Source organism: Streptomyces sp. NPDC104371, assembly GCF_055583785.1.
Genome location: NZ_JBVJNF010000002.1, coordinates 998,456 through 1,012,362 on the forward strand (window position 1 = coordinate 998,456; position 13,907 = coordinate 1,012,362).

General features: G+C 69.6%; 15 protein-coding genes. 3 read left to right on the forward strand and 12 right to left on the reverse strand.

What is annotated here, in order from left to right; translation table 11 throughout:
• The first annotated feature begins 8 nt into the window (after positions 1-8).
• Positions 9-1,802 carry a M16 family metallopeptidase gene (locus tag ACZ60T_RS10330; RefSeq protein ID WP_469665518.1) on the forward strand — a complete coding sequence of 598 codons (1,794 nt, stop codon included), beginning with the start codon at positions 9-11 and terminating at the stop codon, positions 1,800-1,802.
• Positions 1,803-1,852: 50 nt separating this feature from the next.
• Here the strand turns inward: ACZ60T_RS10330 and glmS are convergent, their stop codons facing one another.
• The gene (gene glmS / locus ACZ60T_RS10335) at positions 1,853-3,700 is read right to left on the reverse strand and encodes a glutamine--fructose-6-phosphate transaminase (isomerizing) (protein ID WP_469665519.1); all 1,848 of its coding nucleotides are present in this window, start codon (positions 3,698-3,700) and stop codon (positions 1,853-1,855) included.
• A 97-nt stretch (positions 3,701-3,797) separates the two neighbouring features.
• Positions 3,798-4,580 carry a hypothetical protein gene (locus ACZ60T_RS10340; RefSeq protein WP_365632509.1) on the reverse strand — a complete coding sequence of 261 codons (783 nt, stop codon included), beginning with the start codon at positions 4,578-4,580 and terminating at the stop codon, positions 3,798-3,800.
• Positions 4,581-4,792: 212 nt separating this feature from the next.
• On the opposite strand from ACZ60T_RS10340, the gene coaA reads away from it, so the two are divergent.
• A complete protein-coding gene (gene coaA / locus ACZ60T_RS10345; protein WP_365632506.1) occupies positions 4,793-5,761 on the forward strand; it encodes a type I pantothenate kinase in 969 nt (322 codons plus the stop codon).
• Positions 5,762-5,825: 64 nt separating this feature from the next.
• On the opposite strand, the gene glmM is transcribed toward coaA, so the two are convergent.
• The 3 genes from glmM to rplM all read right to left on the reverse strand — a co-directional run bounded on the left by glmM (position 5,826) and on the right by rplM (position 8,442).
• The gene (gene glmM, locus ACZ60T_RS10350; RefSeq protein ID WP_365632555.1) at positions 5,826-7,184 is read right to left on the reverse strand and encodes a phosphoglucosamine mutase; all 1,359 of its coding nucleotides are present in this window, start codon (positions 7,182-7,184) and stop codon (positions 5,826-5,828) included.
• Between the two features lie 259 nt (positions 7,185-7,443).
• Positions 7,444-7,956 carry a 30S ribosomal protein S9 gene (gene rpsI / locus ACZ60T_RS10355; protein ID WP_252424636.1) on the reverse strand — a complete coding sequence of 171 codons (513 nt, stop codon included), beginning with the start codon at positions 7,954-7,956 and terminating at the stop codon, positions 7,444-7,446.
• A 42-nt stretch (positions 7,957-7,998) separates the two neighbouring features.
• On the reverse strand, positions 7,999-8,442 hold the full coding sequence (gene rplM / locus ACZ60T_RS10360; RefSeq protein ID WP_365632503.1) for a 50S ribosomal protein L13: 444 nt from the start codon (positions 8,440-8,442) through the stop codon (positions 7,999-8,001).
• Positions 8,443-8,689: 247 nt separating this feature from the next.
• Between rplM and ACZ60T_RS10365 the strand changes: the two genes are divergently transcribed.
• Positions 8,690-9,565, forward strand: coding sequence for a hypothetical protein (locus ACZ60T_RS10365; protein ID WP_469665520.1), 876 nt, complete (start codon positions 8,690-8,692; stop codon positions 9,563-9,565).
• Positions 9,566-9,610: 45 nt separating this feature from the next.
• Here the strand turns inward: ACZ60T_RS10365 and truA are convergent, their stop codons facing one another.
• From truA to infA, 7 genes are all read right to left on the reverse strand, one after another.
• Positions 9,611-10,453, reverse strand: coding sequence for a tRNA pseudouridine(38-40) synthase TruA (gene truA, locus ACZ60T_RS10370; protein WP_365632497.1), 843 nt, complete (start codon positions 10,451-10,453; stop codon positions 9,611-9,613).
• Between the two features lie 73 nt (positions 10,454-10,526).
• The gene (rplQ, locus tag ACZ60T_RS10375) at positions 10,527-11,009 is read right to left on the reverse strand and encodes a 50S ribosomal protein L17 (RefSeq protein ID WP_365632494.1); all 483 of its coding nucleotides are present in this window, start codon (positions 11,007-11,009) and stop codon (positions 10,527-10,529) included.
• A 172-nt stretch (positions 11,010-11,181) separates the two neighbouring features.
• Positions 11,182-12,204 carry a DNA-directed RNA polymerase subunit alpha gene (locus ACZ60T_RS10380; RefSeq protein WP_003966937.1) on the reverse strand — a complete coding sequence of 341 codons (1,023 nt, stop codon included), beginning with the start codon at positions 12,202-12,204 and terminating at the stop codon, positions 11,182-11,184.
• A gap of 156 nt (positions 12,205-12,360) precedes the next feature.
• On the reverse strand, positions 12,361-12,765 hold the full coding sequence (rpsK, locus tag ACZ60T_RS10385) for a 30S ribosomal protein S11 (RefSeq protein WP_003956432.1): 405 nt from the start codon (positions 12,763-12,765) through the stop codon (positions 12,361-12,363).
• A 65-nt stretch (positions 12,766-12,830) separates the two neighbouring features.
• Positions 12,831-13,211: a 30S ribosomal protein S13 gene (gene rpsM, locus ACZ60T_RS10390; RefSeq protein ID WP_030811707.1), complete on the reverse strand. Its 381-nt coding sequence runs from the start codon at positions 13,209-13,211 to the stop codon at positions 12,831-12,833.
• 188 nt (positions 13,212-13,399) lie between these two features.
• Positions 13,400-13,513 carry a 50S ribosomal protein L36 gene (gene rpmJ / locus ACZ60T_RS10395; protein ID WP_003974245.1) on the reverse strand — a complete coding sequence of 38 codons (114 nt, stop codon included), beginning with the start codon at positions 13,511-13,513 and terminating at the stop codon, positions 13,400-13,402.
• 55 nt (positions 13,514-13,568) lie between these two features.
• On the reverse strand, positions 13,569-13,790 hold the full coding sequence (gene infA, locus ACZ60T_RS10400; protein WP_003948620.1) for a translation initiation factor IF-1: 222 nt from the start codon (positions 13,788-13,790) through the stop codon (positions 13,569-13,571).
• Positions 13,791-13,907 lie beyond the last annotated feature (117 nt).

Consider the following 13,907-nt stretch of genomic DNA (forward strand, 5'->3'; position numbering starts at 1 on the left):
GACGACCGATGACCACGTACGACCGGACGACCACGTACGACGCGACCACGTACGACACGACGACGGGCCGCGACAGCGCCGAACTCGCCGCCCTCGACGGCCTGATCGCCCACACCACCGCCCAGGGCGTTCCCGTCCTCCACGCGCCGCGCCCCGGCGAGATCACCGCCGGTCTCTTCTTCCGCGTGGGCCGGGCCGACGAGACGCTGCCCACCTCCGGCATCACCCACCTCGTCGAACACCTCGCCCTGCACCGCCTCGGCCTGTCCGACCTGCACTACAACGGCGCCACGGCGAACGCGTACACCCTCTTCCACGTCACCGGCAGTGAGGAGGAGGTCGTCGCGTACCTCAACGCCGTCTGCGCGGCGCTGCGCGACCTACCGCTTGACCGGCTGGAGACGGAGAAGGAGATCCTCCGTACCGAGGCCGCGGGGCGCGGCGCCGGTCCGGGCACCTCGATGCCGCTGTGGCGTTACGGCGCCCAGGGCTACGGCCTGTCCAGCTACGACGAACTCGGCACCCTGCGACTGACCGCCGACGAGGTACGGCAGTGGGCCGAGACCCGCTTCACCCGGGACAACGCGGTGCTGTGGATCACCAGCGACCACGTACCGGACGGCCTGGACCTCACGCTGCCCGCCGGCCGCCGTGTCCCGGCACCGGACCCGTCCAGCGCGCTGCCCGTCACGCCCGCCTACATCCGCGGCGAGGACGGCCATGTCGTCCTCACCTCGGTCCTGCGCCGCACCACCGCGGCGGCCGTCTTCGCCGACGTCCTCGGCCGCGCCCTCTACCAGGATCTGCGGCAGGAGGGCGGGTACTCGTACACGGCCGACGCCGACTACAGCCCGCGCGACGCGGACTTCGCCACGCTCACCGCGTACGCCGACGCGTTGCCCAGGAAGCAGGCGGCGGTGGTCGGCGGGTTCGTGGACACGCTCGCCCGGCTGCGCGCGGGCCGTATCGAACAGGCCGAACTGGACGCCGTACGCGGCAAGATGCTCAAGATGTACGACACCCCCGACCTCGGCGCCGCCCTGCTGCCGACGTACGCGCTCAGCCTGCTGCTCGGCCACCGGCTGCTCTCCCCCGAGCAGCACAAGGCCGAGCTGAACGCGGTCACGGTCGCGGATCTGCGCGAGGTCGCCCGCGAGGTGTGGGGCGGCGCGCTGCTCCAAGTGCCCACCCGGGAGGCCGAATGGGCGGGGTTCACGCCCGCTCCGCAGTACTCGTCGACTCCGGTCGTCGGCACCCGGCACCCCTCCCTGGAGGACGACGACGTCACGCTGGTCATCGGCGAGCAGGGCGTGAGTCTGCTGCTGCCGGGCGGCCCGGTCACCGTGCGCTTCGACTCCTGCGCCGCGATGACCGCCCGCCCCGACGGGGCCCGCGAGCTGACCGGCCTCGACGGCTTCCGCGTGGCCATCGAGCCCACCCTGTTCCGGGGGGTGACGGCCCAGCGGATCGCGGCCCTTGACGCGGCCGTCCCCGCCGAGTTGGTGGTCCCCCTGCCGGCCCGTGACCCGGAACGGATCCCGCGCCCGCGCGAGCGGCAGAGCGCCGCGCGGACGGCCGGGAACACCAACGGCGGCAAGGCGGCGCGGAGGTGGCCGCTCGGGCTCATCGGCATGGTGGTGCTGGACGTGGTGTTCGTCGTGGCGATGCTGTTCGCCGCCTTCGGCACGCACGACACGGAGCACCCGGCGTGGTACTACCTCGCCCGCGCGATCGTGCCGGGCGCCATGCTGGCCTACTACACCCACCGGTCCTACCACCGCGCGCAGGACGCCCGCGGCTGAGCACGGATCGCGCCCGGCCCCCCGGCTTCCGGGGGCCGGGCGGCGGCTCGCTACTCCACCGTCACCGACTTCGCCAGGTTGCGCGGCTGGTCCACCTCGTTGCCCCGGGCCGTGGCCAGTTCGCAGGCGAAGACCTGGAGCGGCACCGTCGCCACCAGCGGCTGGAGCAGGGTCGGGGTCGCCGGGATACGGATCAGATGGTCGGCGTACGGGACCACGGCCTCGTCGCCCTCCTCCGCGATCACGATCGTGCGGGCGCCCCGCGCCCGGATCTCCTGGATGTTCGAGACGATCTTGTCGTGCAGGAGCGAGCGTCCGCGCGGCGACGGCACCACGACCACCACCGGCAGGTCCTCCTCGATCAGCGCGATCGGCCCGTGCTTCAACTCGCCCGCCGCGAAGCCCTCGGCGTGCATGTACGCCAACTCCTTGAGCTTCAGGGCGCCTTCGAGGGCCACCGGGTAGCCCACATGCCGGCCCAGGAACAGCACGGTGTTCTTGCCTGCCAGTGAGCGTGCCAACTCCCGTACCGGCTCCATGGTCTCGAGGACCCGCTCGACCTCGTGGGAGATCTTCGACAGATCGCGGATGACGGCGCCGATCTCGTCGCCCCACTTCGTGCCGCGCACCTGCCCCAGATACAGGGCCACCAGATAGCAGGCGACGAGCTGCGTCAGGAACGCCTTCGTCGAGGCGACCGCGACCTCCGGCCCCGCGTGCGTGTACAGCACGGCGTCCGACTCCCGGGGAATCGTGGAGCCGTTGGTGTTGCAGATCGCCAGCACCCTGGAGCCCTGCTCACGGGCGTGCCGCAGCGCCATCAGCGTGTCCATGGTCTCGCCGGACTGGGAGATGGCGACGACCAGCGAACGCGAGTCGAGGATCGGGTCCCGGTAGCGGAACTCGCTGGCCAGCTCGACCTCGCAGGGGATGCGGGTCCAGTGCTCGATGGCGTACTTGGCGATGAGCCCGGCGTGGAAGGCGGTCCCGCACGCCACGATCACCACCTTGTCGACCTCGCGCAGTTCGGCGGCGGAGATCCGCAGCTCGTCCAGGCACAGCGAACCGGCCGCGTCGATCCGGCCGAGCAGGGTGTCGGCGACCGCCTTGGGCTGCTCGGCGATCTCCTTGAGCATGAAGTAGTCGTAGCCGCCCTTCTCGGCGGCCGAGACGTCCCAGTCGACATGGAAGCTGCGGACGTCGGCGGGCCGTCCGTCGAAGCCGGTGACCGTCACACCGTCCCGGCGCAGCTCCACGACCTGGTCCTGGCCCAGTTCGATCGCGGAGCGCGTATGGGCGATGAACGCCGCCACGTCCGAGGCGAGGAACGCCTCGCCCTCCCCGACACCGACCACGAGCGGCGAGTTCCGCCGGGCGCCCACGACCACGTCCCGCGCGTCCGCGTGCACCGCGACCAGGGTGAACGCGCCCTCCAGCCGCCCGCACACCAGCCGCATCGCCTCCGCGAGGTCCTCGGTCACCGAGAACTCCTCGGCGAGCAGATGCGCGACGACCTCGGTGTCCGTCTCGGAGGCGAGGGCGTGGCCGCGCTCCTCCAGCTCGGCCCGCAGCACCGCGAAGTTCTCGATGATGCCGTTGTGGACGACGGCGACCCGGCCCGCGTTGTCGAGATGCGGATGCGCGTTGGCGTCGGTCGGGGAGCCATGAGTGGCCCACCGGGTGTGTCCGATGCCGGTGGGACCGGTCGGCAGGGGCCGGTCCGCCAGCTCCTTCTCCAGGTTGACCAGCTTCCCGGCCTTCTTGGCCGAGGCCAGGCCGCCGTCCGCGAGGACGGCCACGCCCGCCGAGTCGTACCCCCGGTACTCCAGCCGCTTCAGTCCCGCCACGACCACGTCGAGCGCCGACTGCGGCCCCACGTATCCCACGATTCCGCACATGTGCCGCAGCCTACGGTCAGTGCGCCACCTCGACCTCCCGAAGCCTGCCCGAATTCGGAAATTCTCAGCGCTCGCGAGGCCGGGGAAGCCGACCCGATCAGCCGAGCTTGGCGAGCTGGGCGTCGACGATCTGCGTCGGGAAGGCGAAGTCCTTGCCGGTGGCGAGGGAGGTGATGTTGATGGCGGGGAAGGAGGCGAGCGTGGCGCCCTTGCGGACCACCACGGCCTTCACCGGCGCCTTCACACCGTCGGCGTCCACCGTCAGCGTCAGGGCCAGCGCCTCGTCGGCGCCGCCGGGCGCCTCGGTCGTCGCCACCTTCACGACCTTCGTCTTCGTGCCGTTCGCGGTGTAGGAGAAGCCGGCGGAGCACTTCCCGACAGCCGTCTTCAGGTCCTTCATCGCCTGCTCGGCGCCGCCGTTGTCGTAGCTGGTGAGCGTCTCGACGGCCTTCGCGTAGTTGGCGACGGCCAGCATCTTCTCCTCGTCACTGGCTCCCGCCCCGGGCTTCTTGGCGTCGCCGGTCCACGTGCGCTTGACCGTGGCCGCAGGCTTGCCGAGATACGTGGCCGCCGTGACGTACGCGAGCGGTGTGCACGCCGCGTCGTCCGACGTCACCTTGTCCTGCGCGAGGTCGTCCCCCGGCACGGCCTTGGTGATGACCTTGCCGCTCTTGACGTCCGCCTGGGCGAGCGCGGCCTTCTCCAGCTCCGCGGCGCTCAGCGCCTTGGCGGGCGCGGCGGAGGGGCTCTTCTCCGCCTGGGCCGTCTTCCCGTCGTCGCTCTTGCCCTCGCTGTCGGAGGATCCGCACGCGGTGGCGAGCAGCGCGAGGGCCGCGGCGGAGGCGGCGAGAGCGGTACGACGGACGGCGATGGTTCTCATGGAAGGGCGTTCTCTCTGTTCGTGCCTGCGGATTCCCCCCGCACGCTTTACACCCCCTTTATGCACTACTTACCGTCAGATGATCAAATTCTTATCTTCCAGCCACCGGCCGGCCGCCGCGAGACCGCCCGCGCGCCCCGGCGTGACGCAGCCCACGCGGCCACCCGTTCGAACTCCGTTCACAATGGACTGTGATCTCTCCGGTCCCCTCGATGCCCCGGAGCGCCCACCGGTCCCGGCCGGAGGCGACTCCCTACGTCGACCTCACCCGTGCCGAGTGGAGCGCGCTGCGCGACAAGACGCCGCTGCCGCTGACCGCCGAGGAGGTGGAGAAGCTGCGCGGTCTGGGCGATGTCATCGACCTCGACGAGGTACGCGACATCTATCTGCCGCTGTCCCGGCTGCTCAATCTCTATGTGAAGGCCACCGACGGTCTCAGAGGCGCCCTGAACACCTTCCTCGGCGAACAGGGCTCCCAGTCCGGCACCCCCTTCGTCATAGGCGTGGCCGGCTCGGTGGCGGTCGGCAAGTCGACCGTCGCCCGCCTCCTCCAGGCCCTGCTGTCCCGCTGGCCCGAACACCCGCACGTGGAACTGGTCACCACGGACGGCTTCCTGCTGCCCACCGAGGAACTGCGCGACCGCGGCCTGATGTCCCGCAAGGGCTTCCCCGAGTCCTACGACCGCCGCGCCCTGACCCGCTTCGTCGCCGACATCAAGGCCGGCAAGGACGAGGTGACGGCCCCCGTCTACTCACACCTGATCTACGACATCGTCCCCGACCAGGTCCTCACGGTCCGCCGCCCGGACATCCTCATCGTCGAGGGCCTGAACGTGCTCCAGCCCGCCCTGCCCGGCAAGGACGGCCGCACCCGGGTCGGCCTCGCGGACTACTTCGACTTCAGCGTGTACGTCGACGCCCGCCCCGAGGACATCGAGCGCTGGTACCTCAACCGGTTCCGCAAGCTCCGGCTGACCGCCTTCCAGAACCCGTCCTCGTACTTCCGCAAGTACACCCAGGTCTCCGAGGAGGAGGCGCTCGACTACGCCCGGACGACCTGGCGGACCATCAACAAGCCCAATCTGCTGGAGAACGTGGCCCCGACCCGCGGCCGCGCCACGCTGGTGCTGCGCAAGGGGCCGGACCACAAGGTCCAGCGGCTGGGCCTGCGCAAGCTGTAGACCGCCGGAACGCACTCGGCACGCCCACCCCGCGAGGTGAGCGTGCCGAGGAGTCGTGAAGGTGTCAGCCGAGCGCCGACTTCACCGTGTCCGCCAGGCGTCCGGCCACCGACCGCGCCTGGTCGATGTCGGCCGCCTCGACCATGACCCGCACCAGCGGCTCCGTGCCCGACGGCCGCAGCAGCACCCGGCCGGTCGCCCCCAGCTCGCGCTCCGCCTCGGTGACCGCCGACACCAGCTCCGCGGACGTACCCACCCGGGACTTGTCCACGTCCGGGACGTTCACCAGCACCTGGGGCAGCCGCTCCATCACCGACGCGAGGTCCCTGAGCGTACGGCCGGTCTCGGCGATCCGCGCCGCCAGCAGCAGGCCGGTCAGCGTGCCGTCACCGGTGGTGGCGTGGTCGAGGATGATGACGTGGCCGGACTGCTCGCCGCCGAGCGCGTAGCCCTTCTCCTTCATCTCCTCCAGCACATAGCGGTCGCCGACCGCGGTCTGCACCAGCTCGAGCCCTTCACGCTCCAGCGCGAGCTTGAAGCCGAGGTTGGACATGACGGTCGCGACGACGGTGTCGGAGCGCAGGGTGGAACGTTCCCGCATCGCCAGCGCGAGTACGGCCAGGATCTGGTCGCCGTCCACCTCCTCGCCGGTGTGGTCCACGGCCAGGCAGCGGTCCGCGTCGCCGTCGTGCGCGATGCCGAGATCGGCACCGTGGTCGAGGACGGCGGCCCGCAGTTGCTCCAGATGGGTGGAGCCGCAGCCGTCGTTGATGTTGAGCCCGTCCGGCTCCGCGCCGATCGTGACGACCTCCGCGCCCGCGCGCGAGAAGGCCTCGGGCGAGACCCTCGCGGCGGCGCCGTGCGCCTCGTCGAGGACGATCCTGAGCCCGTCGAGCCGGTTCGGCAGGGCCTTCAGAAGGTGGGTGACGTACTGGTCGAAGCCCTCGTCATAGCTCCGCACCCGGCCGACCCCGGCGCCCGTGGGCCGGTCCCAGGGGGCGCCGGTGCGGTGCTCCTCGTAGACGGACTCGATCCGGTCCTCCAGCTCGTCGGCGAGCTTGTGGCCGCCCCGGGCGAAGAACTTGATGCCGTTGTCGGGCATGGCGTTGTGGCTGGCGGAGAGCATCACGCCCAGGTCAGCGCCGAGCGCGCCCGTCAGATGGGCGACGGCGGGGGTGGGCAGCACCCCGACACGGAGCACGTCCACGCCCGCGCTCGCGAGACCGGCCACCACGGCGGCTTCCAGGAACTCCCCGGACGCCCGCGGATCGCGACCGACGACCGCCGTCGGCCGGTGGCCCGCGAAGGTGCCCGCCTCGGCCAGTACGTGCGCCGCCGCCACGGAGAGGCCGAGCGCCATCTCGGCCGTCAGATCCGCGTTGGCGACACCGCGCACGCCGTCCGTGCCGAAGAGTCGTCCCACTGTGGTGTCCTCCGAACTTGCTGCGAATGTGCGGCTCATGCCAAGTGTGCGGACAGGAACCGGGTACGACCAATCGTCCGAGGGCCCTGTCTCGAGGCTTGCGCATGGAGCGCTCCGCGTCCCGCGGGACTGCTCCATAAGCCGGTGGCAAGCAACCGTGCCAGGTAAACGTACGCCCCGGCGGCACGAAGTGTGCTGCCGGGGCGGCGGTTGCCCGCAGCAGGCGGTACGAAGCCTGCTGCGGGCAGCGAAACGCGGTTTAGCGCTTGCTGTACTGCGGAGCCTTGCGGGCCTTCTTCAGACCGGCCTTCTTGCGCTCGACCGCACGGTCGTCGCGGCGGAGGAAGCCGGCCTTCTTCAGGGCGCCACGGTTGTTGTCGACGTCCGCCTCGTTCAGCGCACGGGCGACACCGAGACGGAGCGCACCGGCCTGACCGGAGACACCGCCACCCGCGATGCGGGCGATGACGTCGTAACGGCCCTCGAGCTCGAGCACCTTGAAGGGCTCGTTGACTTCCTGCTGGTGCACCTTGTTCGGGAAGTAGTCCTCGAGGGTGCGACCGTTGATCTTCCACTTGCCGGTGCCCGGAACGATCCGGACACGGGCGATGGCGTTCTTCCGGCGGCCCAGGCCGGCGGCCGGCTGGGGCTCACCGAAGCGCGAGGCCATGGACTCGGAGGTGTACTCACCCTCGAGCGGAACCTCGGTCTCGGTGGTGTAGCTGTCGATGTCAAGCTCTTCGAGCGGCTGCTCGGCAGTGGTCTCGGCCACGATTCTCCTCAGATTCTCTTCAGCTTTGGGGGATGGCCGGAATTACTGCGCGACCTGGGTGATCTCGAACGGCACCGGCTGCTGGGCAGCGTGCGGGTGCTGGTCGCCCGAGTAGACCTTCAGCTTCGAGAGCATCTGACGACCGAGGGTGTTCTTGGGGAGCATGCCCTTGACGGCCTTCTCGACGGCCTTCTCGGGGTTGTTCGCGAGCAGGTCGTCGTAGCGGACCGAGCGCAGACCACCCGGGTAGCCGGAGTGGCGGTACGCCATCTTCTGGGTCCGCTTGTTGCCGGACAGGTGCACCTTGTCCGCGTTGATGATGACGACGAAGTCACCGGTGTCAACGTGGGGGGCGTAGATCGGCTTGTGCTTGCCGCGCAGGATGCTGGCGGCAGTCGTGGCGAGACGACCCAGGACAACGTCCTGAGCGTCGATGACGTACCACTGGCGCGTCACATCGCCGGGCTTGGGGCTGTACGTACGCACGGTTCGTAGCCTTCGCTTCTTCAGTGAGGTTCCTGACAAGGTCACCGAAGACGATCACGACAGCCCTGACCGCACCACGGTGACGCAAACCGCGTGCTGGTCGCTGGTCATCGGCCCGGCGGACCGGTGTAAGGGCCCCTCACGTGAGAATGAGCAAGCCAATACACATAACGAACAGCCAGGATAACGGGGGCGCCCGTATGGGTCAAAACAGCGCCCCCGTAGCGGCCCGTCTAAGATGCGCCGCATGACTTATGGGCAGGGGGAGCCCCCGTCGTGGGATCCCTGGAAACCGAGTTCCCAGCAACCTCAGGACAACGGCGGCGGCACTCCTGACTGGGCCGCCCTAGCCGACGCCTCCGAGGCCCGCGCCAAGCGCCGTCGGCTCCTGCTGATCCTCGGCGGCGCCCTGGCCACGGTCGCGGTGGGTGCCGCGGTCGCCGTGGCGGTCGTGACCGCGGACCGCGGCTCCGAGGCCTCCGGCAGCCCCACCCCCACGCTGCCCGGCGCCTCCCACATCCCGAGCGAGAGCGCCGACCCGGCCCCGTCGTTCGCGCCGACCTCGGCCCCTCCCCCGCTGGACCCGATGGACTTCATCTCCAGCGCGACGAAGGACACGGCCCCGATCAGCGCGGACACGCTCTTCCCCGGCACCGAGCTGACCGTGGCCTCGCACGTCTACAAGAAGGGCCCGACGGCCTCCACGACGAACTGCGCCTCCGCCGCGCAGGGCACACTCCCCGCCGTGCTCACCGGCAACGGCTGCACCCGCGTCATCCGCGCCACCTACACCAAGGACGGCGTCGCGGTCACGGTCGGCGTGGCCCTCTTCGACACCACGGCCCAGGCGACCAAGGTCAAGCAGGGGGTCGACGCCAAGAGCACCGTCGCCTCGCTCAGCGGTGGCGGCGTGCCCGCGTTCTGCCGTACGACGGTCTGCCGCCGTACGACCAACTCCGTCGGCCGCTACGCGTACTTCACCCTCGCCGGATTCACCGACGGCAAGAACGTGACGGCCAAGGACGCGCAGGTGTTCACGGCCGGTGACGATGTGGCCGAGTTCGCCTTCCGCCAGATCCGCCGCCGCGGCGAGGCCCAGGCCTCCGCCGCCACCGAGCGGTGACCTGAGGGCCGGGCGGCTCCGCGGTGATCACCGCGGAGCCCCGCCTCAGTGCACCTCGCCCCGTACCCGCCGCGCCTGCCGCTGGCGCTCGGCGAGCTGGTCGTCCGCCGGGTACGCGACCTCTTCCAGGGTCAGCCCGAGCGCGCGTACGACATGGACCGCGCTGTCGCGGACCCCGGCGTCGAGGACCTTCCGCGGCCACTCCACACCCCGGTGGCCGTCGCCCACGAACAGCAGGGCGCCGACCATGGAGCGCACCTGGTTGTGGCAGAACGCGTCCGCGCGGACCTCGATCTCGACGACGCCGTCCGCCTTCCGGCGCACCCCGAAGTCGAGGATCTCCCGGATCGTCGTCGCGCCCTCGCGCTTCTTCGCGTACGCGGCGAAGTCATGCTCCCCGATCAAGGACTTCGCGGCGGTGTCCATGACGTCGACGTCCAGCGGCCAGTCGTGCCACAGGACGTGGTTGCGCAGCAGGGGATCCACCCCGCCGGGGTTGTCCGTGACGCGGTAGACATAGCGCCGCCACATCGCGGCGAACCGGGCATTGAAGCCGCTCGGCGCCTCCCTGAGCGCCCAGACCCGCACATCCCTGGGCAGCCGCCCGGCGAGCCGCTTGAGCAGCTTGCCGCTCTGCTCGGCCCAGACCTCCCGGGGCAGATCGACATGGGCGACCTGGCCCCTCGCGTGCACCCCGGCGTCGGTCCGCCCGGCCACCGTCAGCTCGTAGGTCCGCCCGGACCGGGTGACCGTACGCAGCGCGTCCTCGATCTCCCCCTGCACGGTCCGCCGGCCACCGGCCTGCTTGGCCCAGCCGTGGAAGTCGGTGCCGTCGTAGGACAGGTCGAGGCGGATACGGACGTGTCCGGGCTGTACTTCGTCACTCACTCCTGGATCCTCTCAGGTACGCGAAAGCGGGTCCGCCCCAAGGGGGCGGACCCGCTCACTGCGAGGGCTTGCCTCAGGCGTCCTTCGACTCCTCGGCGGCGTCCTCGACCTTGGTCTCCTCGACCTTGGCCTCGTCAGCCTCCTTGACCGCACGCTTGGTGGCGGCCTCGGCCTCGCCCACGGCCTTCTGCTGCACCGTCAGCGCCTCGACCAGCTCGATCACGGCCATGGGCGCGTTGTCGCCACGGCGGTTACCGATCTTGGTGATGCGGGTGTAGCCACCCGGACGGTTCTCGTAGCGCGGGCCGATCTCGGTGAAGAGCGTGTGGACGATGCTCTTGTCCGTGATCACCTGGAGCACCTGACGGCGGTTGTGAAGGTCGCCCTTCTTCGCCTTGGTGACCAGACGCTCGGCGTAGGGACGCAGCTTGCGCGCCTTCGCCTCGGTGGTGGTGATACGGCCGTGCTCGAACAGCGCCTTCGCGAGGTTCGCGAGGAGCAGCTTCTCGTGCGCGGCGCTGCCGCCCATGCGGGCACCCTTGGTGGGCTTCGGCATTGTGTCTCTCCTTGGTATCTGCCCCGGCCGTGTCAGGTACCGGGGGCAGTATCCGAGCAGGCGGTCGCCTGTCGGAGATCCAGGCCCCCGAAGGGACCTGGAAGGGGCACGGGGCCCGGTGCGGACCGGCCGCAGCCGGTCCGCGGTCGCGGTACGGACTCCTTACGGAGCCTCAGTACTGCTCGGTCTCGACGAACCCGGCGTCCGCGTCGTCGTCGGCGCCGAAGGCGTCGGCGGCGGCGGTCGGGTCGAATCCGGGCGGGCTGTCCTTGAGGGCCAGGCCCATGCCGGCCAGCTTCGCCTTGACCTCGTCGATGGACTTCGCACCGAAGTTGCGGATGTCCAGCAGGTCGGCCTCGGAGCGCGCGACCAGCTCACCCACGGAGTGGATGCCCTCACGCTTGAGGCAGTTGTAGGAGCGGACCGTGAGCTCCAGCTCCTCGATCGGCAGCGCGAGATCGGCGGCCAGGGCGGCGTCCGTGGGGGACGGGCCCATGTCGATACCCTCGGCGTCGATGTTCAGCTCGCGGGCCAGACCGAACAGCTCCACCAGGGTCTTGCCGGCGGACGCCATGGCGTCACGCGGACGCATGGCCTGCTTGGTCTCGACGTCGACGATCAGCTTGTCGAAGTCGGTGCGCTGCTCGACACGGGTCGCCTCGACCTTGTAGGTGACCTTGAGAACCGGCGAGTAGATGGAGTCGACCGGGATACGGCCGATCTCCTGGCCCACCTGCTTGTTCTGCACGGCGGAGACGTAACCGCGACCGCGCTCGACGGTCAGCTCCATCTCCAGCTTGCCCTTGCCGTTGAGCGTGGCGAGGACCAGGTCGGGGTTGTGCACCTCGACACCGGCCGGGGGCGCGATGTCGGCGGCGGTGACCAGACCCGGGCCCTGCTTGCGCAGGTACATCACGACCGGCTCGTCGTGCTCCGAGGAGACGACGAGCTGCTTGATGTTGAGGATCAGGTCGGTGACGTCCTCCTTGACGCCCGGCACGGTGGTGAACTCGTGCAGAACGCCGTCGATACGGATGGACGTGACCGCCGCACCCGGGATCGAGGACAGGAGCGTACGGCGCAGGGAGTTGCCGAGGGTGTAGCCGAAGCCCGGCTCCAGCGGCTCGATCACGAACCGGGAGCGGAACTCGTCGACGACCTCTTCGGTCAACGAGGGACGCTGAGCGATCAGCATGTGTGGATCAATCCTTCAGTCGTGGGCGCCCGCTATATGACGCCCGACAGATCCCGCGCGCCATGACGGCACGGGGGCTACTGCAAGGGTACGGGCGGCACGGCCCCGCAAGGGCCGTACCGCCCGGAATCCCGCGACCGGGAAGCGGCGAACGCGTCAGACGCGGCGGCGCTTCGGCGGACGGCAGCCGTTGTGCGGGGTCGGGGTGACGTCCTGGATGGAGCCGACCTCGAGGCCCGTGGCCTGCAGGGAGCGGATCGCGGTCTCACGACCGGAACCCGGGCCCTTCACGAACACGTCGACCTTGCGCATGCCGTGCTCCTGAGCGCGGCGGGCAGCCGACTCGGCGGCCATCTGCGCGGCGAACGGCGTGGACTTCCGGGAGCCCTTGAAGCCGACGTGGCCGGCGGAGGCCCAGGAGATCACGTTGCCGGACGGGTCCGTGATGGAGACGATCGTGTTGTTGAACGTGCTCTTGATGTGCGCGTGGCCGTGAGCGACGTTCTTCTTTTCCTTGCGGCGCACCTTCTTGGCAGCGCCCTGACGACCCTTGGGGGGCATCTACTAACTCCTACGGGAGGTGGTCGGTCCTACAGCGAAGACCGTGGACAGGTATCCGCTGCGGACTACTTCTTGCCCGGCTTCTTCTTGCCGGCGATGGCGCGACGCGGGCCCTTGCGGGTGCGGGCGTTCGTGCTGGTGCGCTGACCGCGGACCGGCAGACCACGGCGGTGACGCAGACCCTGGTAACAACCGATCTCGACCTTGCGGCGGATGTCGGCCTGGATCTCGCGACGGAGGTCACCCTCGGTCTTGATGTTGTTGTCAACGTACTCGCGGATCGCGACGAGCTGCTCTTCGCTCAGGTCACGGACGCGGGTGTTGGGGTCGACGCCGGTCGCAGCCAGCGTCTCCTGCGAAAGGGTCCGGCCGATGCCGAACACGTAGGTGAGGGCGACCTCCACACGCTTTTCGCGCGGGATGTCAACACCGGAAACGCGTGCCATTCAATGGCTCCAGTTGATCTTCGGAGGTCTTCCGCAGAACCGGATCCCAGCCGCCGTACGAGGTACGGACTGGGTCCCCGGCCTCCGAGCCGGGGGTGTCAGACCTGGGATCCCAGGTCCGGGCCCTGCGTATGAACATGTTGCTCGCGTCGCGCGAAGCTCTGCGGATGCAGAGGGAGGGGTCGTGCTCAGCCCTGGCGCTGCTTGTGGCGCGGGTTGTCGCAGATGACCATGACCCGGCCGTGACGGCGGATCACCCTGCACTTGTCGCAGATCTTCTTGACGCTCGGCTTGACCTTCATGGGTGAGGTTCTCCGGGTCAGTGCCACAGCCCCGTGAAGCGGGGCACGGCAAGATCTACTTGTAGCGGTAGACGATCCGGCCACGCGTCAGGTCGTACGGAGACAGCTCCACCACGACCCGGTCGTCAGGGAGGATGCGGATGTAGTGCATACGCATCTTGCCGCTGATGTGTGCCAGGACCTGGTGGCCGTTCTGGAGCTCGACCTTGAACATGGCGTTCGGCAGAGACTCGACGACAGTGCCCTCGATCTCGATGGCACCTTGCTTCTTGGCCACGCTTCGCCCTTCGAATCGACTACCTTGATCGACTTCGCGTTCCCGCACGCAGACATGCAGATGCACGAGAGCCGACGAGTCAGTCTACGTCAGCGTCCCAGGAAACACGAATCGAGC

Bases quoted from the DNA above. Each gene is read 5' to 3' on its own strand.
- ACZ60T_RS10330 (WP_469665518.1), top strand. From the start codon at position 9: ATGACCACGTACGACCGGACGACCACGTACGACGCGACCACGTACGAC.
- glmS (WP_469665519.1), bottom strand. From the start codon at position 3,700: ATGTGCGGAATCGTGGGATACGTGGGGCCGCAGTCGGCGCTCGACGTG.
- ACZ60T_RS10340 (WP_365632509.1), bottom strand. From the start codon at position 4,580: ATGAGAACCATCGCCGTCCGTCGTACCGCTCTCGCCGCCTCCGCCGCG.
- coaA (WP_365632506.1), top strand. From the start codon at position 4,793: ATGCCCCGGAGCGCCCACCGGTCCCGGCCGGAGGCGACTCCCTACGTC.
- ACZ60T_RS10365 (WP_469665520.1), top strand. From the start codon at position 8,690: ATGACTTATGGGCAGGGGGAGCCCCCGTCGTGGGATCCCTGGAAACCG.
- rplQ (WP_365632494.1), bottom strand. From the start codon at position 11,009: ATGCCGAAGCCCACCAAGGGTGCCCGCATGGGCGGCAGCGCCGCGCAC.
- ACZ60T_RS10380 (WP_003966937.1), bottom strand. From the start codon at position 12,204: ATGCTGATCGCTCAGCGTCCCTCGTTGACCGAAGAGGTCGTCGACGAG.
- rpsK (WP_003956432.1), bottom strand. From the start codon at position 12,765: ATGCCCCCCAAGGGTCGTCAGGGCGCTGCCAAGAAGGTGCGCCGCAAG.
- rpsM (WP_030811707.1), bottom strand. From the start codon at position 13,211: ATGGCACGCGTTTCCGGTGTTGACATCCCGCGCGAAAAGCGTGTGGAG.
- rpmJ (WP_003974245.1), bottom strand. From the start codon at position 13,513: ATGAAGGTCAAGCCGAGCGTCAAGAAGATCTGCGACAAGTGCAGGGTG.